The organism is Chryseobacterium sp. G0201 (assembly GCF_003815655.1).
Classification (GTDB): Bacteria; Bacteroidota; Bacteroidia; order Flavobacteriales; family Weeksellaceae; genus Chryseobacterium.
Map to the genome: position 1 here is coordinate 1,656,924 of NZ_CP033917.1, position 19,837 is coordinate 1,676,760.

18 protein-coding genes are annotated in these 19,837 nt (G+C 34.2%); 4 read left to right on the forward strand and 14 right to left on the reverse strand.

Features of this window, described 5'->3' with window-relative positions; all coding sequences use genetic code 11:
• Nucleotides 1-189 precede the first annotated feature (189 nt).
• Nucleotides 190-1,299: a DNA-processing protein DprA gene (gene dprA, locus EG348_RS07440; protein ID WP_123982097.1), complete on the reverse strand. Its 1,110-nt coding sequence runs from the start codon at nt 1,297-1,299 to the stop codon at nt 190-192.
• A 39-nt stretch (nt 1,300-1,338) separates the two neighbouring features.
• Entirely contained in the window at nt 1,339-2,106 is a 768-nt protein-coding gene (locus EG348_RS07445; RefSeq protein WP_123982099.1) for a rhomboid family intramembrane serine protease, read from the reverse strand.
• Between the two features lie 267 nt (nt 2,107-2,373).
• Between EG348_RS07445 and EG348_RS07450 the strand changes: the two genes are divergently transcribed.
• Both EG348_RS07450 and EG348_RS07455 read left to right on the forward strand, forming a co-directional pair.
• Entirely contained in the window at nt 2,374-3,315 is a 942-nt protein-coding gene (locus EG348_RS07450) for a DUF3078 domain-containing protein (RefSeq protein WP_123982101.1), read from the forward strand.
• A gap of 231 nt (nt 3,316-3,546) precedes the next feature.
• Nucleotides 3,547-4,470, forward strand: a complete 924-nt coding sequence (locus tag EG348_RS07455) for a DUF3078 domain-containing protein (RefSeq protein WP_123982103.1) — start codon at nt 3,547-3,549, stop codon at nt 4,468-4,470.
• A gap of 121 nt (nt 4,471-4,591) precedes the next feature.
• Here the strand turns inward: EG348_RS07455 and sufD are convergent, their stop codons facing one another.
• From sufD to EG348_RS07475, 4 genes are all read right to left on the reverse strand, one after another.
• The gene (sufD, locus tag EG348_RS07460) at nt 4,592-5,899 is read right to left on the reverse strand and encodes a Fe-S cluster assembly protein SufD (RefSeq protein WP_185145508.1); all 1,308 of its coding nucleotides are present in this window, start codon (nt 5,897-5,899) and stop codon (nt 4,592-4,594) included.
• 119 nt (nt 5,900-6,018) lie between these two features.
• Nucleotides 6,019-6,762 (reverse strand): Fe-S cluster assembly ATPase SufC, encoded by a 744-nt coding sequence (gene sufC / locus EG348_RS07465; protein WP_072410231.1) that lies wholly within the window; start codon nt 6,760-6,762, stop codon nt 6,019-6,021.
• A 160-nt stretch (nt 6,763-6,922) separates the two neighbouring features.
• Nucleotides 6,923-8,371, reverse strand: a complete 1,449-nt coding sequence (sufB, locus tag EG348_RS07470) for a Fe-S cluster assembly protein SufB (RefSeq protein ID WP_123982105.1) — start codon at nt 8,369-8,371, stop codon at nt 6,923-6,925.
• A gap of 82 nt (nt 8,372-8,453) precedes the next feature.
• The gene (locus EG348_RS07475) at nt 8,454-8,783 is read right to left on the reverse strand and encodes a HesB/IscA family protein (protein ID WP_072410235.1); all 330 of its coding nucleotides are present in this window, start codon (nt 8,781-8,783) and stop codon (nt 8,454-8,456) included.
• 214 nt (nt 8,784-8,997) lie between these two features.
• Here EG348_RS07475 and EG348_RS07480 point away from each other — a divergent pair, with 214 nt between their 5' ends.
• Together EG348_RS07480 and EG348_RS07485 are read left to right on the forward strand one after the other, a co-directional pair.
• Nucleotides 8,998-9,930, forward strand: coding sequence for a GLPGLI family protein (locus EG348_RS07480; RefSeq protein WP_123982107.1), 933 nt, complete (start codon nt 8,998-9,000; stop codon nt 9,928-9,930).
• 8 nt (nt 9,931-9,938) lie between these two features.
• Nucleotides 9,939-10,817, forward strand: coding sequence for a GLPGLI family protein (locus tag EG348_RS07485; RefSeq protein ID WP_123982109.1), 879 nt, complete (start codon nt 9,939-9,941; stop codon nt 10,815-10,817).
• A gap of 52 nt (nt 10,818-10,869) precedes the next feature.
• On the opposite strand, the gene EG348_RS07490 is transcribed toward EG348_RS07485, so the two are convergent.
• From EG348_RS07490 to EG348_RS07525, 8 genes are all read right to left on the reverse strand, one after another.
• Complete coding sequence (locus tag EG348_RS07490; protein WP_123982111.1) at nt 10,870-11,730, reverse strand: neutral zinc metallopeptidase; 861 nt, start codon at nt 11,728-11,730, stop codon at nt 10,870-10,872.
• A gap of 100 nt (nt 11,731-11,830) precedes the next feature.
• Nucleotides 11,831-13,909 carry an LTA synthase family protein gene (locus tag EG348_RS07495; protein ID WP_123982113.1) on the reverse strand — a complete coding sequence of 693 codons (2,079 nt, stop codon included), beginning with the start codon at nt 13,907-13,909 and terminating at the stop codon, nt 11,831-11,833.
• A gap of 235 nt (nt 13,910-14,144) precedes the next feature.
• Entirely contained in the window at nt 14,145-14,663 is a 519-nt protein-coding gene (gene ribH / locus EG348_RS07500) for a 6,7-dimethyl-8-ribityllumazine synthase (RefSeq protein WP_123982115.1), read from the reverse strand.
• 3 nt (nt 14,664-14,666) lie between these two features.
• Entirely contained in the window at nt 14,667-15,374 is a 708-nt protein-coding gene (locus EG348_RS07505) for a tetratricopeptide repeat protein (protein WP_123982117.1), read from the reverse strand.
• A 182-nt stretch (nt 15,375-15,556) separates the two neighbouring features.
• Nucleotides 15,557-16,093, reverse strand: coding sequence for an adenine phosphoribosyltransferase (locus EG348_RS07510; protein WP_123982119.1), 537 nt, complete (start codon nt 16,091-16,093; stop codon nt 15,557-15,559).
• Nucleotides 16,094-17,290, reverse strand: a complete 1,197-nt coding sequence (locus tag EG348_RS07515) for a hypothetical protein (RefSeq protein ID WP_123982121.1) — start codon at nt 17,288-17,290, stop codon at nt 16,094-16,096.
• Between the two features lie 51 nt (nt 17,291-17,341).
• The gene (locus EG348_RS07520; protein WP_123982123.1) at nt 17,342-18,358 is read right to left on the reverse strand and encodes a hypothetical protein; all 1,017 of its coding nucleotides are present in this window, start codon (nt 18,356-18,358) and stop codon (nt 17,342-17,344) included.
• A 145-nt stretch (nt 18,359-18,503) separates the two neighbouring features.
• Nucleotides 18,504-19,835: a quinol:cytochrome C oxidoreductase gene (locus EG348_RS07525; RefSeq protein ID WP_123982125.1), complete on the reverse strand. Its 1,332-nt coding sequence runs from the start codon at nt 19,833-19,835 to the stop codon at nt 18,504-18,506.
• Nucleotides 19,836-19,837 lie beyond the last annotated feature (2 nt).

Here is a 19,837-nt window from a genome sequence, read left to right on the forward strand (position 1 = left end):
ATGTAAGGTTGAATATTATTGTCAACAAATTTAATTTTTTTTTCAAAATTCACAATACCTTATTTAATATTTGCTGAAAATTTAATAATAAGATGGCTAAATATTATTAAATCCACAATTAGTGTTCAAATATTGTTGAAAATTAAAAGTTATCTATGAAATAATGCAATATTAAGAAATAGTTAAATCTCAAATTGCAACGAATTGCCTCCCGGAATATGATTTCACTCTCCCCAAAAGCTCTAATTCTAAAATTACGGGTAAAATTTTGTGAGAAGGAAGCGATATTTTCTGTACAAGATCGTCTAAAGTTATTTGCGGATTTTCAGTGATCGAATTATATATTAATCTTTGATTTTCAGTTAATTGAATGCTTTCTTCAATATGCTGAAATAATTCTCCTGTTTTTTCTTGAGGCTTATTGAAATCCAACAAATCAATCAGGTTTTTTATGGTTGAAATTGCTGTTGCTTTATGCTGGAAAATCAGATGATTACATCCTTGGCTGTATTTATCTGTGATTTTTCCTGGAAGGGCAAAAACTTCTCTGTTGTAATTATTCGCAAATGTTGCGGTACTTATAGAACCTCCTCCAAAAGCTGTTTCTACAACAATTGTTGCAGGAGAAATTCCTGCAACGATCCTGTTTCTTTGGATGAAATTTTCCCTGTCAGGTTTTCTTGAAGAATTAAATTCTGTAAATAAAGTACCATTATTTTCAATAATCTTTTCTGAGAGTTTTTTATTTTTTGCAGGATATAAAAGATGAAATCCGTGTGCCAGAACTGCCACCGTAGGAATTTGATTTTGAATGGATTGTTCATGAACTTCCTTGTCGACTCCCAATGCCAATCCGCTCACAGAAATATAATTGTTTGTTCTTGTTTCTTCAAAAAAATCCTGTATAAATTGTTTACCATAAAGTGACATGTTTCGCGTCCCGACAATACTCAATGTTTCTAAGGAATCATCAAAGTTTCCTCTTTGATAAAGTATGGCTGGAGCATCATCGCATTCGTTAAGTAAATGGGGAAGTTCGTTGAGATGTCTTAGTCTTATTTGAATTTTATTGTTTTCGCAAAATTTCAATTCATTTTCTGCAAATTCCAGATAAATAGGATTTCCGATATCGGAAACGATTTTTTTGCCGATCCCATCTACTTTACTGTATTCTTTTTTTGCGTTTTCCCAAACTTCTTTCGCGCTTCCAAATGTCCGGACGAGTTTAATGAAATTAATATCACCAATAAGGTTACATTCGCGTAAAGCGATGGAGTAGAGTTGTTCTTCAGAATACATTTGTGTTGTTTTATCTCACAAATGTAGAAAAAATAAGTTTTATTTTTTTCTTAATTCATCCAAATGATCCCAAATATCATCTCTTTTTTTATACGGTAATTCTAAGAAATCGTCGGGATGATTTTCTTTGTATTCCTGCCAAAGTTTGTCGTCTTTTTCGCTGTAATAATTAGGAAATTCCCAAATGTATTTTTTCTTTTTCTCACCTACATTTTTAAAGGCAAAAGCAATAATACTTCCCACAACCGCGCCGGAAAGGTGTGCCTGCCAGGAAATTTTGCTTGGTTCCTGCAAGTTGTAGAAAAGCTCTTCCGGAAACATCCCCCAAATCAAACTTCCATAATATAGAACCACCAATAATGATATGGTTAAATGTGTTGTATTCCATTTAAAAACACCACTGAAGAAAAGGAAAAAGGCGAGAACATAAACCACTCCGCTGGCTCCGATAGTACATGTATAAATATATTCGCCGGTAAGAATATCGACAGGTGGCAATAGCCAAACCAATAAACCTGTAGCAAGCCATCCTAAAATGAAGACTTTATTGGCGACCAAAGGATAAAATTGATAAAGGAGAAACATAAGAACCGCAATAGGAATTGAATTTCCTATGATGTGATCTATATTTCCATGTAAAAGAGGAGAGGTGATGATTCCTAGTAAACCTTCCGGCAACAATGGAATGATTGCCCCAAAGCAACTTCCAAAAAAACCTTGCATCTGTAAAAAGTAGCCAAACCACATTGCTGCAAGCATTAGCAAAGGGTATATGATAGCTCTTTTGGAAATTACATTTTTTAACATGGATATTTTACGTCAAATGAAACGCCAATGATAAATTTCGGAAAATTTGGCGATGATTTCATTGATCCTCAATTATTTTAAGACAAAACGTTATGATTTTAATCACTTTTTAAATTTAAACAAAATTTTTTGTCATCGAATTTTATAAACTGGCTTAGTTTTAGTATGTTAATGCTGAAAAAATACATTGTTGAGAAGATTCATATTGATACAGATTTGTTTCAACCAAAATTATATTGATATTTTTGTAAATGAAAATCTTGAAGAATGAAGAAGTTTTTATTGATTCTTTCCGGTTTTGTCGGGATCTATGCAAGTGCGCAAGAAGAATTAAAAAAAGATACTGTAGTAGTAGATACTGTAGTAGTAGATACAGTAAAACACTGGTCGGTTTTGGGTAAAAACTCATTAATGTTTAATCAGGCGGCCTTTTCAAATTGGGTCGGTGGTGGAGCTAACAATATTGGTTGGCTTGCGGGAACAGATTACAATATTACCTATGAAAAAGGCAAAGATCTCTGGGAAAATATTATTGTTTTAAATTACGGACAAAATAATACCCAAGGTATCGGAATGAGAAAGACCCAGGATGTTATTAATGTCTCTACCAATTATGGAAGGCAGTTTTCAAAAAGCTGGTATCTGTCTGGTGGTGCGAGTTTACTTACTCAGTTTGCAGCAGGATATGAGGACGGAAATAATCCTGAAGCTAAAAAAATATCCAATTTTATGGCTCCCGGATACTTAAACTTTGGTTTGGGTATTACGTACAGACCGAATGATAATCTTACGGTTACTATGCGTCCTGCCAACGCGAGATGGACTCTGGTTCTGGATAAAGAACTTCAACTTGCAGGAAATTACGGTTTGAAACAAGACGGAGATTCTTCTTTATTACAGTTCGGTTTTCTTGGAACAGCTTTGTATAAAGTGAAATTGATGGAGAATGTAAGCCTTACCAATACAGCTTCCGTATTCTCAAATTATCTGGATCATCCGGACAGATTGGTTCTTGCTTATGGAGCCGTTTTGAATTTAAAAGTGAATAAATTCTTATCTTCAAACGTAGCAGTTGATGTTCTTTACGATCATAATCAGATTCAAAAAACGCAATTGAAGCAGACATTAGGAATTGGTCTTGCTTACACTCTTAATAATGGAGTAAAAAGGTCTGACAGAAAAGACAGCCAATGGTGGCTTAAAAAATAAAATACTAGAAATAGTAGATGTAAAAGCAATTCAGAAATGGATTGCTTTTTTTGATTTTAATTAAAACTGATTTTAAGTAGCTTTAAGTTCATGCTTTAAAATTTAATATAAATTATATTTAACATTCAGAGAAATAAAGTTTTATGCATTGAATATTTATGTCAAAAATAAGTGATTTGTTTTTTAACAAAAATTATATTTATACTTTTGTGTTAATAAAATCCTTCAACTATGAAAAAAAGTTTATTACTACTTTCCATTTCTCTTGGAATAATTGCAGCTGCACAGGAAACAAAAACTGATGCGCCAGTCGTGGATACTACGAAAGCCTGGTCTATTCAAGGGCAAAATACATTAATGCTGAATCAGGCAGCCTTTTCAAACTGGGTAGGCGGTGGAGCCAATAACGTTGGTTGGCTTGCCGGAGTTAATTACAATATGACCTACGAAAAAGGCAAAGATCTTTGGGAAAATATCGTAATTCTTGGTTATGGACAGAATAATACAAAAGGTGTCGGTACGAGAAAAACACAGGACGTTATTAACCTTTCAACCAACTACGGAAGAGAGTTTAGAAAAAACTGGTATCTTTCCGGAGGTGCGAGTTTACAGACTCAGTTTGCAGGTGGTTATGAAGATGGAAACAATCCTGATGCAAATAAAATCTCCAATTTTATGGCTCCGGGGTATGTAAATGTGGGTGTTGGAGTTACTTACCGTCCTAATGATAATTTTACAATGACGCTTCGTCCGGCCAATGCAAGAATAACTTTTGTACTGGATGAAGATCTGCAATATGCAGGAAGTTATGGATTAAAAAATGACGGAGATTCTTCACTTTTCCAGTTCGGTTTCTTGGGAACGGCTATTTATAAAGTGAAATTGATGGAAAATATTAATCTGACCAATACAGCTTCCGTATTTTCGAATTATCTGGATCATCCGGAAAGATTGGTTCTTGCTTATGGGGCTGTTTTAAATATGAAGATCAATAAATTTATCTCTTCGAATATTACATTGGATTTAATGTACGATCATAATCAAATTAAAAAAACTCAGCTAAAACAAACCTTAGGCGTTGGTTTTGCGTATAATATTGATAACGGCAGAAAACGTTCTGATAAAAAGGATAATCAATCTTGGATGAAAAAATAAGTTGGTGAATGGTGAATTTTGCTCTGCAAGTGAATTGTCAATGTAAAATAGTAATGAAACCAGCCACATTAAATAAAAAAAGCACTTCAATTTGAAGTGCTTTTTTATGATCAATTTATTTTTAGAACTCTATGTCTACGTTTAATTTCTCTGCCAAAAGCTTTGAAACTTTCTCTTTAAGAGGTTCAATATCAATATTCTGCATGGCATCATTCGCAAATGCATATAACAATAAAGCCTGTGCTTCTTTTTTAGAAATACCTCTTGCTCTTAGATAAAATAATGCATCTTCATTCAATTGTCCAACCGTACAGCCATGAGAACACTTCACATCGTCTGCGAAAATCTCTAACTGAGGTTTTGTATCAATTGTAGCTCCTTCACTTAGTAAAACGTTGTTATTTTGCTGATAAGCATTCGTTTTCTGAGCAATTTTATCAACAAAAACTTTTCCGTTAAATACACCGTGAGCATTATCTTTGAAAATACCTTTATAATTCTGGTAACTTTCACAGTTGGGTGTCTTATGATGAACCGCCGTGTGGTGGTCTACCAATTGGTCTTTCCCAATGATTGTGATTCCGTTCATGAATGAATTAATGTTTGATCCATTATGAATAAAATCAAGATTATTTCTAACCAATTTACCTCCGAAAGTGAATGTGTTTACAGTCGTTAAACTGTCTTTTTCCTGTTTTGCGAAAGTGCTGTCTACAAGATAAGACGTATGATTATCGTTTTGAAGTTTATGCCAGTCTGCCTTTGCATTTGGATACGTGAAAATCTCCGTTACAGAATTTGTTAATACAAATGTATCATCAAAATTGTGGTGACTTTCAATAATTTCCACTTTTGCTCCATCTTCTACGATCAACAGGTTTCTTGTGTTGTAGAAGGTGTTTTCTTCTTGATTTTGAGAAATATAGAAAACATGGATTGGTTTTTCAATCACGACATTTTTCGGAACTTTCAGAAAGAAACCATATTTGCAATAAGCAAGATTTAAATCTGTAAAAGCCGAATTTCCGTCAGCAATTGTATTAAAATATTTATCAAAAACTTCTTTGTGATTCTCATCATTCAAAGCGTAATTGAACGATAAGAACTCTACGTTTTCGATAGAAACTTTAGATAATTCTTTATGAAGTTTACCGTTTACAAAAACGATCCAGTCAAAATTTTCTTCGCCTAAATGCAATTGGTCGAATTGCTCTTTGGTGATATTGTGACTTTCTTTCGGGGAAAAGTTATAACTTTTTTCCGTGATCTCTTTGATGTTGGTATATTTATATTCTTCGTCTTTTTTGGTCGGAAAACCAATGCTTTCAAACTTTTGAAGAGCAGATTTTCTATCTTCATCCAGAAATCTGTGACGAAGACCTTCCAAAAATTCACCGTGGTTGTCAATAATTTGATCGTATAAAGCCATTACTGCGATTTCGGCCATCACACCTTTTTTATATATTTGAATATTGTAATAATACTGCGGTTTTTCCGCTTTGTTTTTTAGTTAAAATTGATAAAATCTTAACTGAAAACTTTTTCTTCTTAGTTAAGAAGCCAATCGTAACCTTTCTCTTCAAGCTCTAAGGCCAGAGATTTGTCTCCTGTTTTGATGATCTTTCCGTCTGCTAAAACGTGTACAAAATCAGGTTGAATATAGTTAAGCAATCTTTGATAGTGAGTAATCAAAAGAACTGCATTTCCTTCGTTTTTGAAAGTATTTACACCATCTGCAACGATTCTCAATGCATCAATATCTAATCCTGAATCTGTCTCATCAAGAATAGCCAATTTTGGGTTAAGCATCATCATTTGGAAGATCTCGTTTCTTTTCTTTTCACCTCCTGAAAATCCTTCATTCAATGATCTTGAAAGAAAGTCTTTTTTGATGCCTAATTGCTCAGACTTCTCACGAATCATAGCCAACATTTCTTTTGCAGACATGTCTTCCAATCCGTTTGCTTTTCTGGTTTCGTTTAAAGCAGCTTTGATAAAGTTGGTTACAGAAACCCCTGGAATTTCCACAGGATATTGAAAAGAAAGGAAAATACCTTTGTGCGCTCTGTCTTCCGGAGCGTCTTCAATAATATCTTCTCCTTGAAAAAGAATTTCTCCGTCTGTAACTTCATACTCTTCTTTTCCTGCGATTACAGAAGAAAGAGTAGATTTTCCGGCTCCGTTCGGTCCCATGATGGCATGAACTTCACCCGGTTTTATTTCGAGATTGATACCTTTTAAAATTTCTGCGCCATCTGCAATTTTGGCGTGCAAGTTTTTTATATTTAACATACTTTTAAATTTATCGCAAGGTTAGACTAAGATTTTTTTTAATCTCCTTTGCTTTTTTAAGATAAACAAAGGCGCTAACACTTATCAATGAAATACTATTTCTTAATTTTTTGTTTTAAACATTAAGAATTTATCAAATAAAAACTTAATGCTTATATATCTATCCTACTGATCCTTCTAATGAAATTTCCAATAATTTCTGCGCTTCAATAGCAAATTCCATTGGTAATTTATTTAAAACTTCTTTACTGAAACCGTTTACGATCAAAGCAATTGCTCTTTCAGTATCAATTCCTCTTTGGTTACAGTAGAAAATCTGATCTTCACCGATTTTTGAAGTTGTAGCCTCGTGCTCTAATTGAGCTGTAGGATCTTTAATTTCAATATAAGGGAAAGTATGTGCACCACATTCGTTACCCATTAGCAAAGAGTCACACTGAGAGAAGTTTCTTGCTCCTTTTGCAGAAGGCATTACTTTTACCAAACCTCTGTATGAATTCTGAGATTTTCCTGCAGAGATTCCTTTGGAAATAATCGTTGATCTGGTATTTTTACCAATGTGGATCATTTTTGTTCCTGTATCTGCATATTGGTGATTGTTGGTCACAGCAATAGAGTAGAACTCACCGATTGAATTGTCTCCTTTCAAGATACAAGACGGATATTTCCAAGTAACAGCAGAACCTGTTTCAACCTGAGTCCAAGAGATTTTTGCATTTCTTTCGCAAAGTCCTCTTTTCGTTACAAAATTGAAAACACCTCCTTTTCCTTCTTCATTCCCAGGATACCAGTTTTGAACGGTTGAATATTTAATTTCAGCGCCATCCATTGCAATAAGTTCTACAACAGCAGCGTGAAGCTGGTTTTCGTCTCTTGATGGAGCTGTACAGCCTTCAAGATAAGAAACATAACTTCCTTCATCCGCAATAACGATTGTTCTTTCAAACTGACCTGTACCTGCTTGATTGATACGGAAATACGTAGATAATTCCATCGGACATCTTACGCCTTTTGGAATATAGCAGAAACTTCCGTCAGAAAATACTGCGGAATTTAATGCTGCATAGAAGTTATCTCCTCTAGGAACTACTTTACCAAGATATTTCTTCACAAGATCCGGGTGATTTTTGATCGCTTCAGAAATTGAACAGAAAATAATTCCTTTTTCCATTAACGTGTCCTGAAAGGTCGTTTTTACAGAAACTGAATCTATTACGATATCTACAGCAACTCCTGAAAGTCTTTTTTGTTCCTCAATATTGATTCCTAATTTTGCAAAAGTTGCCAATAATTCCGGATCTACTTCATCTAAGCTTTCTAGTTCTGGCTTAGATTTAGGGGCTGCATAATATTTAATCGCCTGAAAATTAGGTTTTGTATATTTAATGTTTGCCCAATCAGGTTCTGTCATTTTCAGCCAGATTCTGAAAGATTCCAAACGCCATTCTGTCATCCATTCCGGCTCTTCTTTTTTAGCAGAGATGGCACGGACGATGTCTTCATTTAAACCAATCGGGAAATCTTCATAATCGATCTTTGTTTCCCAACCGAATTCATATTTCTTATTTTCTAAATCGACTCTTAAGTCGTCTTCAGTGTATTTACTCATTTTAATAGATTTTAGATGTTAAAATGCAGATGTTAAAATTTCGCGATATGCTAACTTCTAACCTCTAGTTTCTAACTTCTAATTATAAAGAAAAACTCTCTCCACAACCACACGTTCTGGATGCATTAGGATTGTTGAAAACAAACCCCTTTCCGTTTAATCCTCCTGAATACTCAAGAATTGTTCCTGCAAGATAAAGGATAGCTTTTTTCTCAACAACAATTTTTACGTCATTGTCTTCAAAAATTTGATCTGTGTCTGCTTTTTGATTGTCGAATCCCAAAACATACTCTAAACCAGAACATCCTCCACTTTTTACCCCAACTCTTATATAATCTTCAGCAGGGTTGAAGCCATCTTCCGTCATAAGTTGGATAGCTTTTGCCTTTGCTTGGTCTGATACTTTTATCATTGTATTTATTTAGAATGATTTAATCTTGCAAAAATACGAACTAATTTCCGCAATCTCAAATTGAAGATATCTATTTTAATGATTCTAATCTTATTAAGTTCATTATTGATATGATTGTTAATGTTAAAATTGTATAAATTTTCTATCACCAATCGGGAGATTCTGTTTTTGATTTAACTTTGATCAGGATTTTTTATCTATAAAATAAATAATAATGAAAAAGAAAGGGCTTGTTTTTTTAATGTTGTTTTTAGTAACAATGTCTTACGGGCAGACTATCAGATACATTTATGAAACTTCAGTTAATCCTGATTCAATTAATCTGGTCAGTTTAAAGAACGAGAAAACTTTTTTAGATATTAAGGACGATCGATCATTATTTATAAGTGAGAATAAATTAATTAAAGATTCTTTATTCTCGACATTTAAACTTGACGAAAAAAAAGAAAATAAAAAAGAGGAAAAAGATTTTTCGAAACTTGGACTCAAAAAACATTTTGAACCTACTTTTTTTGAATATTACATCATTAAAGATATTCCTAGTCAGAAAGTTTATTATTATGATAGAGTAGCCGGAAAGCAAATTTATTATCAGGAAGACAGACCTGTAAAATGGGAAATAACAGATATTACAGAAAAACAGAATGGATATCCGTCCCAAAAAGCGATTGCCAATTTTGGGGGTAGAGTCTGGACGGCATGGTTCACAAAAGAGATTTCAATTTCTGACGGGCCCTATAAACTTTCAGGATTACCAGGATCGATTGTGAAGCTGGAAGATGATAAAGGCGATTATAAATTTGATCTTATTAAAAAAATTATCGTTAAAAATGCTTTCGAAGAACCCGTTAGCTCTGATGCAAAACAAAGTAAACGAATTAACTTTAATGGAGATAAGGCTGCAGTGGAACTGGAGTTTGCAAAAAATAAACGACTGGGCGGAAATGGAATGCAGAACTTTGGAGACGGCGGAGGAAGACATGGCGGTGGAATGGGCGGAATGAGAGGCGGCAACCACTCAGGTGGTGGCGAAGGAATGTCTCACAGAGGAGCGATGGACGGTAATAATCCATCAATTCAAAGTTCTAACACAGAAAATACATCTTTTAAAAAAAGTATAAACCAAAACCCAATTGAATTAAAATAAAATTTAAAATGAAAAAAATAGGAATCATTGCTTTAGCATTATTCATGCAGAATATCTATGCACAAGCCAACAGATTTGTGTACCAAGTGACCATGAAACCGGATGCAGCAAACAAAACTGATATAAAAACTGAAAACGCATACTTAGATATTTCAGCTGAAAAATCGATGTTCTATTCTGAAAACAGATTGAAAAGAGATTCTATTATGCAGAGAAGCTTTCAAACTAACGGTGGAAGAGGTATTAGTTTCAACAGAGATCAGATGGAAGGTTTAAGGTCGATTATTAATTATTCTATTGAAAAAGATAAAACAAACCAAAAGACCTTTTTTAAAGATAGAATAGGTCGAGATAATTATTCTTACGAAGAAGATCGCCCCTTAAGCTGGAAAATACTTCCTGAAACCACAAAAATTGGAGAGTATAAAGTTCAAAAAGCTGAAACAGATTTTGGTGGTAGAAAATGGACGGCGTGGTTTACAACAGACTTACCTTATCAGGATGGGCCGTACAAATTTACGGGACTTCCAGGGTTGATCGTAAAAGTGGAAGATGCTCAGGGAGAGTATTCTTTTGATTTAATGAAAAACTATAAAATTGCCGATTTTCCGACAATGAATCAGTTTGGGAATACCATTAAAGTAAAAAGAGCAGATTATTTAAAACAACAGGAAAAATACAGAACTGATCCAATGTCATTCATGAGCCAGCAAGGCGGAGGGTTTTCTCAGACCAGAATTGGAGGTAGTGGTATTGCTTCACCAAGATCAGGTGGAGGCGGTGGAGGCCGTGGTGGAAATCAAAATCCTGCCGAAATGAGAAAGAGAATGGAAGACAGAATAAAAGAGGAAGCTAAAAACAACAGCAATCCGATAGAGTTGAAATAAAACAAAACCCTGAAGAGCTTCTTCAGGGTTTTTAATTTTTATAAGGATCAATTTATTTTAAAAGCTGATTGAAAGTATCACCTTGTCTGATGTCTCCGGTAGTATAACCTTTCATAAACCATTCTTTACGCTGTGCAGATGAGCCGTGCGTAAAGCTTTCCTGATTCACATATCCCTGAGATCGTTTCTGAATGTTATCATCTCCAACGGCCTGTGCAGCTTCAATGGCAGACTCAATATCGCCGGGTTCTAAAATATGCTCTCTAGAATCTGTTTTCTTAGCCCAAACTCCGGCATAGAAATCAGCCTGTAACTCCGTTGCAACAGAAACTCTGTTCATTTCGGTTTCAGAATATCTTCCGCTTCTTCTCAAAGCATCAACTTTTTGGGTTGTTCCTAAAAGCGTTTGTACATGGTGGCCAACTTCGTGAGCCAAAACGTAAGCAATCGTAAATTCGGTAACTTGTGCTCCAAATTTTTGCTGTAGCTCATTAAAGAAACTCATATCCATGTAAACAGACTGATCTGCAGGACAATAAAAAGGTCCCATTGCAGATTGTGCAGTTCCACAACCGGACTGAGTGGTTTCTGTAAAAAGAATGATTTTTGGAGGAGTATAAGTCATGCCGTTTTCCTTGAAAATCTGGTCCCATGTAAGGATGTTCCATTTTCCCATCATGTCCACCATTTCTCCAATTTTCTTGTCATTGGCACTTAATTCTCGTTGTTCAGTCTGAGTTTGCGGTGAAGACATGCTGCCAGAGCCTAATATGCTTGAAGGATCTCCTCCCAGAAAGAAGATGATAGCGGCAATAATTAAAGTTCCAAGTCCGCCACCTACAATTGCACCGCCACTTCCACCGCCTCCGCGACGGTCTTCAACGTTGCCTCCTCTATCGTCTGTCCATTTCATAGTGTGTAATTTTGTTAGTAAAGTTAAAAATATAAAATTAATATTAACATTAAATATTTACTTGAAAAATTCTCAAGAAAAATATTTTTGACGATTAAAATTAACGATTCAACTGATTGTTTTTTAACCAATAAGAAGTGGACTGGTATGCTGAAATTGTTTCATCAACAAGCTTTTGATTATTATCTTTTAAAATATTTTCATCATAATAAATATTGAATTTAGGAGATAATTTACCCGGTTTTTGTTTTAAAGAATATTGTCTGATAATTCTTACAGGCGAAATGATCGTTAAATGATCATCTTTCACAAATCCCAGGTCCTGATACGTTGCAATATAAGCTTTAGGCTGAAATTCTTTTGTGAAAACATCCTGACCTAAGAATTTAGATTGATAATTAAAATTCAATAGCCCAAAAACAGTCGGCATTACATCGATCTGAGACATCAGTTTATCAAATTTTTGAGGCTGAATAAATCTGTCAGAATAAACCATTGCAGGAATTTTATATTTATCCATCGGTAATTCTGTGTCTCCTGCGCTGGAAGCACAATGATCAGCGATAATAACGAAGACTGTATTTTTGTACCAATCTTGTTTTTTAGCCATTTCAAAGAACTTTCTAAGCGAATAGTCGGTATATTTTACTCCGCCTTCACGGGATTTTGCATTTCCTGGAATATCAATTCTTCCGTCAGGATAAGTAAACGGTCTGTGATTGGAAACCGTCATCCAGTGATTAAAAAACGGTTTTCCTGATTTTGATTCGGCATTCATCACCTGAATTGCTTTTTTAGCCATATCTTCATCAGCAACGCCCCAAACATTGGCAAAAGAAATTTCTTCAGGTTTAAAATTATCTCTGTCAACAATTCCATAACCGTTTCCGGCAAAGAAATCTTGCATATTGTCAAAATAACTGTATCCGCCGTATAAAAATTTCACATCATAACCTTTAGATTTGAAAACACTTCCGGTCGTGAATTTATTCTTATTATTTTCTCTTTTAATGATACTTTCTCCAGCCGTTGGAGGAATACAAAGCGTTAATGCTTCCAAGCCGCGAACGGTTCTGTTTCCTGTAGCATAAAGATTGGTAAACATCATTGATTTATCAGCCAAACTATCCAGAAATGGAGTAAGCTTTTCTGTGTTACCATAATGTTCCATAAAATCTGCAGAAAGACTTTCAATGGAAATTAAGACTACGTTTTTCTTTAATTCAGGTTGCTCAGAGGTGATATTTCTTGTTAAAGTTGGCTGTGTATATTGACTTAAGAAAGTTTTTTCAGCCAGTTTTTGATCTATTTTAGGATAAAACTGGAAATAATCTAGTTCGTTATGAGTAAATGCCCAGTAAAATTTTGGTAATCCGTTAGCTTCAATTTCTTCCGCAAAGACATTTGGAGAGGTTATTTTCGTTGTAAAACTTAATCCTAATAAACTTACTGCAACCAATACAATGAAAGAACCCAACAAGATGAATTTCTGTTTCAAATTCGGAAGGTCCAGAAGCTCCTTTCTTGTTTTTCTATAAATGAAAAATGTGATCGCAAGTCCAACAGCAAAAATGGAAAGGAATAAAGGAACAACAGGATAACTTTCCATGATGTTTCCGATAACTTCATTCGTGTAAATAAGATAATCTACAGCGATGAAATTGTATCTCAAGCCAAATTCATTATAAAAAAAATACTCACTTACCGCATTGAAAATGATAATTACCGAATACAAGAATAATATGATGAAATAAAGAACATTTCTGATCTGGATTCTTTTGCTCGGCAAGAAAAGCATTAATCCAAAGAAAAGTATTTTTAAACCAATAAAAGCGAGTGCGATCTCAGCAATTGAGCCTCCATATTGTTTAAAAATATTGTTGGGAATAACGAGGATGTAAAGGAAAATAAGGATAAGTATTCCTAATATGATATGTCCGTAAGGCTTATCGTACTTCGAATTTGATAGAAATAAAAAGTACAGTGCTAAGAACACACTCGCAATAGTGAATACAAAAATGTCGTTAATAATTCCGATCGATAATACTTTAATGATCTCAAAAAAGCTAAAACTTGCGGTTGTAATGGGATGAAATAAGAAAACAAGTCTTATAACTAATGAAACGATAAGGTAAAAAATACCCAAGTATAAAAAAGGTTTAATTTTTTGAGTAATCATCTGGTTGAATTATAAGTTGATTTTTCGCAAAGATACTTTTTGTTCACAATCATTTAATAAAAAATACATAAACATGTTATTTATTAGGAGTTTTATAAATTTTTAATTTATCCTTAAAAAATAGATGTCTGAAGATAAAACCTTATTTAGTGCAGAAAATAAGGGAGTTATCAATAAAAAAAGGACTATAAATAATAGTCCTTTTTGTTTTATGAATTTATAAAGAATGTTAAAATTATGAGTGTCCGAAACCAATATTTCCAGTTTTTTCAGATAAATTCTTTTTAAAATCTATCATTCTTAACGCTGTAACAGCTGCTTCAACTCCTTTATTTCCAAGATCGCCACCGCTTCTTGCGATAGACTGTTCTTTGGTATCGTCTGTTAATACGCAGAAAATAGTCGGAGTATCGGTTAAGATATTACAGTCTTTGATTCCCTGAGCTACTGCCGAGCAAACAAAATCGAAGTGAGGAGTTTCTCCACGGATCACGCAACCTATGGCAATTACCGCGTCGTATTTTCTTTCCTTGCAAAGCTGCATGCTTGCATAGTTAAGCTCAAATGCTCCCGGAACCGAGAAAAGTTTAATATTTTCAGCTTTTACGCCTTCTTTTTCAAGGATTTCCAAAGCTGCATCACGAAGATTGTATGTTACAAAATCATTCCACTCAGAAAAAACAATGCCGATAGAAAAATCTTCGGCATTAGTTATATGAAGTGGCTTGTAATCGGATAGATTAACTGTTGCCATTTTTTAGTAATATTTAGTCATTTCAATATAAGAATCAGACATTCCGTTGTCGTAGTCCTGATATTTTTCGTCAATTGCAGAGAAATATTTTTTAGCATCTGCATTTTTCTTTAATCCTAATGCTAAAATACCTGCTTTTCTTGTGAAATAGTAAGTAGTATAAGGATCATCAGATGCAGAAGATGCTTTGTCTAATAATGATAAAGCTTCGTCATTTTTGTTAAGACCTGATTTTGCATCTGCCATTGCGCCATATTTCATTGCCATCAATGTTTTGTTATCAGATGAAAATTGATCTAAAAGATCATAAGCTTCCTGGAATTTTCCTTCTTTGAATTTTAATAAACCAGCGTTGTATCCTGCAAGTTTACCAACATTTGTAGAAGAATAATCGTTATAAGTACCTACAAAACCTGGGTTTGCAGCAGATTTCCCTCCCAAAGCTTCTTTATCTTTACCTTCCATAAGATTTTTCTGAGCAGAAAGGAAAGTTTTCATAGCTTCAACATTTTTAGGAGCTACAATAAATTGCTGATAAGCGAAAAACCCTAGAACACCTAAAACAAGTGCGCCAAAAACAATACCTAGAGGCTTTGAATATTTTTCAAGAAACCTTTCAGTGTTTAAAGCCTCTCTGTCAAGGTCTTTAAAAAACTCTACTGTTTCTTTACCTTCTTGCTCGTTTTGAGCATTCTTTGTAAGTTTTGCCATAAATTCTTAAAAATTGAACTGCAAATTTAATTGTTTCTGAATGATTTACAAAATACTTTGAGGGTATTATTAATAAAACTCTGTGAAAGCTTTAGATAAATCATTTAAACTCTTGAAAAATTGCTTGTTTTTAGATTAAAAAAGATGCTCAACATTGTTCAGCATCTTTGTATTTGTACATTTTAATATTCTAAAATATGATAGATCTCGGAGTTGAATTTTTTTAATTTTTCATCACCATTAAGACCTTTAAGACCAATCAGGAAACTGAATTGAGTTACGGTTGCACCTTGTTTTTCAACTAATTTAGCCGCTGCTTCTGTAGTTCCGCCTGTTGCCAATAGATCATCGTGAATTAAAATTCTTTGTCCTTTTTTGATCTGTCCTTCGCGGGTTTCAATTACTGCATTTCCATATTCCAGATCATATTTTTCTGAAATGATGGGTGGAGGAAGTTTTCCCGCTTTTCTGATCAGGATAAACGGAACTTCTAATGCTACTGCAATCGCAATTCCGAATAAATAGCCTCGGCTTTCAATTCCGCAGACTGCATCTACTTTTCCTTTACTGAATGCTACCAGATCTTTAATTACATCTTCGTAAAGCTTTGGATCTAAGAAAATAGGAGAGATATCTTTAAACTGAATCCCCGGAATCGGAAAATCAGGAATATTCTCAATCGTATCTTCTAGTTTTTTGATGAGTTCTTTTGAAGCCATTTATGGGTTTATTTTATAGCTGGAAATTTTCCAGTCTCCGTTTACATTTTTAAGTCCGAAAGTTACCTTTAAAGAAGTTGTTTTTCCGCTTTTATCGGTAACATCGTAAGTTGCATTTACGCTTGCATTATTAGGATTTGTAGCGTTTGAACTGATGTTTTTAACGCTCACATTTTTCACAGATCCAAAACCTGAAGTCGGGTTAGAGAAAGACTCATAACTTCCCCAGTTTGGATTGTTTGATGCATCGAATGCCGCTTTAAGGTTTTGTGAACTTACATTATTTAAAAACTTCGTTACTGTATTTTTTGGATCTGCAACCGGCTGTTTTGGTGTAGCAGGTGTTGTAGTTGCTGCAGGATCTGTTGTTCCTGTCGTTGGAACTGTTGCCGTAGGATTATTTGGATCAATAACTGCAGGATCTTGAGTTACCGCTGTTGAATCTACTTTTGGAGGTGCAGGAACTTTCAATGCAGATGGATTCACATCCAATCCTATTTTTGACATTTTGAAAGTTTTTGCAGTCGTTTTTACAGAAACTGTGATGTCTATTTTATTATCAACCACTTTTGAAGCAAGAAGTGATGAGAATTTCAAGTTAAATCCTTTGAAATTATTATCCTGCATCAGGTTTTTAGCGGTAGAAAGTCTTACTCCGTTGCTGAAGACTTCTAATGTAGCTTCTAATCCAGCTCCTGTAAATGCAACAGGATTTCCTGCATTATCTACCAATCTTGGAATGATCTGGATCGCAGTTGCGCCATTTCCGTCATCCGCAGAAGGTCTTGTGATGAGGCTTAAAGAGCTTGCTTTAACATCGTTTGGATCGCTTTCTTTTGCTTTGTCGTCACCGAAGATATTCATTTCTCCTAATGAAGGTGGAGCAGTACTTGCCCAATCGATACCGTTTTTCTGTGCAACCTGATCGGCCATTGTCAGGATTTCTGGAACTTTTTTTCCGTTAATAAGCTGGCCAAGAGCTTTCAATTCGTTGACATCACCTTCAGCTTCTACTCCAAATGTTTTAAGAATATAAAGAGCTTCATTAAATTTTATCTGTTTAATGGTAGGAAGACTAGAGGTCATATCGTTGATACTAGACTGTAAAGTTTGCGTACTTGTAGCATCTACATGATCTTTCTTACATGCCGTAAAAAGCAATAAGCTGAAAATTAGTAGAAAAGAAAACTTTTTCATGTTTTTTTGGTTTGCTACAAATTTAATAAAACCTTTACTAATAGACATTTTTTATTTTTTATTTTGTTGCTCTTTTAAATCATCTTTAAAGAATGAGCTGAAAACGCTCTGCATGTTCGGAAAAGATGGTGTTTCCCAGAACTTTGTCTGATAATTGCTGTTATCTGTTCTGAATTTCACTTTTTCAATGTCGTTTTCGTTGCTGAAATTTAATTCTGTAGGATAGAAATTGGTATAAAGAATCAATTGATTGTAATCCGGCTCGCTTTTATGTTTTAACTTTAAAAAATTGATTTCATTAAATTCTAATAAATCACGTAATGTTTTTTTGCTTCCTTTTTCATAGGAAAGATTTAAAATGCTTTTAATATCAAAAAATCTGTATCCGAACAATGCAAATTCTTTTTTCTGTAAAGCTTCGCCGGTAATTTCGATTTGATCTTTTTGCTCGCCTTTGAGTTCTTTAATGGTTGATCTTTTACTTTTATAGTCTAAAATATTTCCCACTTCTTTTAAATCCGGAACCTCCAGTGTTGAATCATAATCCCACATTGCAGTCTGCTTTTTTTCAAACTTTACATCTTCCAGTTTGTAGATTCTGTATTGCTCAACATTAGTACTTTTTAGTTTCTTGGTTTTATTATCAAAAATGTATGTGACGATTCCATCTGTATAACAATTCAGTTTGTTGTTGACTGTTACATAAGAATTAAAGTTTCCTTTCACAAAAATATACTTTGCAGGCTTATTATTTTTAATAACTACCGTTTCGATATCTTTTACTCGGTCATTGATCTTTATTACTTCTTTATCAAAGTCTGAATAGGAGATCGTTGCAACCGAAAAATTATCATAGATGATTTGGAATTTTTCCTGCGCCGGATCTATAGATTTCTTATCTATTTTTCCATCAATATCAGAAAAAGCAAGAACGCTTCCGTCTTTTCCGAAAACTGAAACTTTAGGAAGTGGTTTATTTGTTTTTTCCGAAACAAAAGTAATGGATTGTGCATTGATGATTTGAAATGCAAAAACGAATAACATGTAGAACAGATAACCTTTTTTCATAATAATTTTTTAATAGTTATATAACCAATCTATTCATAAGACAACTTAATTTTAAAAAAGTTGCATGGAATGGTGGATTTATTCCATAAAAAAAGACTGATTATTTAATAATCAGTCTTTTAAAGTTTTATTATGTTACAAGTCCTTAGAAAGGATACTCATAAATTTCAGATTCATGTAAGAATGGGTTACCTGTAGGAATCAATTTAAGTTTAGCTAATGCAGAAAGCACTGTAAACATAAATAATCCAACTACAAATAATACAGCTCCTAATATTAGCAACAATACTTCCGGAGTGTTCCAGAAAGGTCCTACCGTTCCCGGCATTACCATGTTAAAGTAATCTAACAAGTGACCTAAAATAACCACAACTGCCATTACTGTAACCACTTTGTAGTTTCTCTTAATACTACTACTTACTAATACCAATAATGGTAATAAGAAGTTGATGATCAACATTGGTAAGAAAGTAACACCGTAATGTTGAAATCTTCCAAAGAAGTAGTTAACCTCTTCCGGTACGTTTGCATACCAATAAAGCATAAACTGTGCAAACCACGTGTACGTCCAAAGCATACTTGTAGCGAAAAGGAAAACTCCTAAATCATGCAAGTGATTGTCATTGAACTGTGGTAAGAAACCATTTTTCTTAAGATAAACACTTAATAAAATGATAACAGCAATACCACTTGAAAGGCAACTAACCATTGAATACCAGATATACATTGTAGAATACCAGTGAGGGTCAATAGACATCAACCAGTCCCAAGCCCAAGCTGCAGAAGCAAACCCGAAGAATGCGATATATCCAACAGCCCATCTGTAAAGGAATTGATACTCAACTAATGATTTTGTATCATCTACTTTTTTAGACTGTGCTTTCAATTTCCATGCGAAGAATGATGCTCCGATTACGTAGATCAATGTTCTGATTGCATAGAAAGGAATATTTAAGAATCTTTTCTTTTCAAATAAGATCACATCAAAATGTGCAGAGTTTGGATCTGTTAAATCCGGATCCATCCAGTGGAATAGGTGACCTTGGTGAAAAATGTTCAATAACATTAGAATTACCAAGATTGCACCACCGTAAGGGATGTAAGAAGCAATCGCTTCCATTACTCTTGTAATGATGATCGGCCATCCTGCGTGAGCAGCGTGCTGAATACAATAGAAAAATAATACTGCGCAGCTTACTCCAAAGAAAAATACAGCCACAAAGTGTATTGCCGCTAAAGGCTGATTGTGAATCTGTAGTTCCGCATGTTCCAAGTGAGCAGCGTGATCCTGAGGACCAATCATTTCACTTGAATGTGTAGGAGCAGTGTGACCAGAAGCATGAACAGCTTCCATCATTTGTTCTATTCTTTCTGTGCTAATTCCTTTATTCAAGAAAAAACCAATACCAAACAGAACTAAACCTACAACAAGAAGTATTAGAGAAGTTGATTTTAATTTTGGTGAAAAACTATACATTT

What these genes read in the sequence shown, in the direction of transcription:
- EG348_RS07445 (WP_123982099.1), bottom strand. Translation starts at nt 2,106, where the DNA reads ATGTTAAAAAATGTAATTTCCAAAAGAGCTATCATATACCCTTTGCTA.
- EG348_RS07515 (WP_123982121.1), bottom strand. Translation starts at nt 17,290, where the DNA reads ATGAAAAAGTTTTCTTTTCTACTAATTTTCAGCTTATTGCTTTTTACG.
- EG348_RS07505 (WP_123982117.1), bottom strand. Translation starts at nt 15,374, where the DNA reads ATGGCAAAACTTACAAAGAATGCTCAAAACGAGCAAGAAGGTAAAGAA.
- EG348_RS07475 (WP_072410235.1), bottom strand. Translation starts at nt 8,783, where the DNA reads ATGATAAAAGTATCAGACCAAGCAAAGGCAAAAGCTATCCAACTTATG.
- EG348_RS07490 (WP_123982111.1), bottom strand. Translation starts at nt 11,730, where the DNA reads ATGAAATGGACAGACGATAGAGGAGGCAACGTTGAAGACCGTCGCGGA.
- EG348_RS07520 (WP_123982123.1), bottom strand. Translation starts at nt 18,358, where the DNA reads ATGAAAAAAGGTTATCTGTTCTACATGTTATTCGTTTTTGCATTTCAA.
- ribH (WP_123982115.1), bottom strand. Translation starts at nt 14,663, where the DNA reads ATGGCAACAGTTAATCTATCCGATTACAAGCCACTTCATATAACTAAT.
- EG348_RS07495 (WP_123982113.1), bottom strand. Translation starts at nt 13,909, where the DNA reads ATGATTACTCAAAAAATTAAACCTTTTTTATACTTGGGTATTTTTTAC.
- EG348_RS07455 (WP_123982103.1), top strand. Translation starts at nt 3,547, where the DNA reads ATGAAAAAAAGTTTATTACTACTTTCCATTTCTCTTGGAATAATTGCA.
- EG348_RS07450 (WP_123982101.1), top strand. Translation starts at nt 2,374, where the DNA reads ATGAAGAAGTTTTTATTGATTCTTTCCGGTTTTGTCGGGATCTATGCA.
- dprA (WP_123982097.1), bottom strand. Translation starts at nt 1,299, where the DNA reads ATGTATTCTGAAGAACAACTCTACTCCATCGCTTTACGCGAATGTAAC.
- EG348_RS07525 (WP_123982125.1), bottom strand. Translation starts at nt 19,835, where the DNA reads ATGTATAGTTTTTCACCAAAATTAAAATCAACTTCTCTAATACTTCTT.
- sufB (WP_123982105.1), bottom strand. Translation starts at nt 8,371, where the DNA reads ATGAGTAAATACACTGAAGACGACTTAAGAGTCGATTTAGAAAATAAG.
- EG348_RS07480 (WP_123982107.1), top strand. Translation starts at nt 8,998, where the DNA reads ATGAAAAAGAAAGGGCTTGTTTTTTTAATGTTGTTTTTAGTAACAATG.
- EG348_RS07510 (WP_123982119.1), bottom strand. Translation starts at nt 16,093, where the DNA reads ATGGCTTCAAAAGAACTCATCAAAAAACTAGAAGATACGATTGAGAAT.
- sufD (WP_185145508.1), bottom strand. Translation starts at nt 5,899, where the DNA reads ATGGCTTTATACGATCAAATTATTGACAACCACGGTGAATTTTTGGAA.
- EG348_RS07485 (WP_123982109.1), top strand. Translation starts at nt 9,939, where the DNA reads ATGAAAAAAATAGGAATCATTGCTTTAGCATTATTCATGCAGAATATC.
- sufC (WP_072410231.1), bottom strand. Translation starts at nt 6,762, where the DNA reads ATGTTAAATATAAAAAACTTGCACGCCAAAATTGCAGATGGCGCAGAA.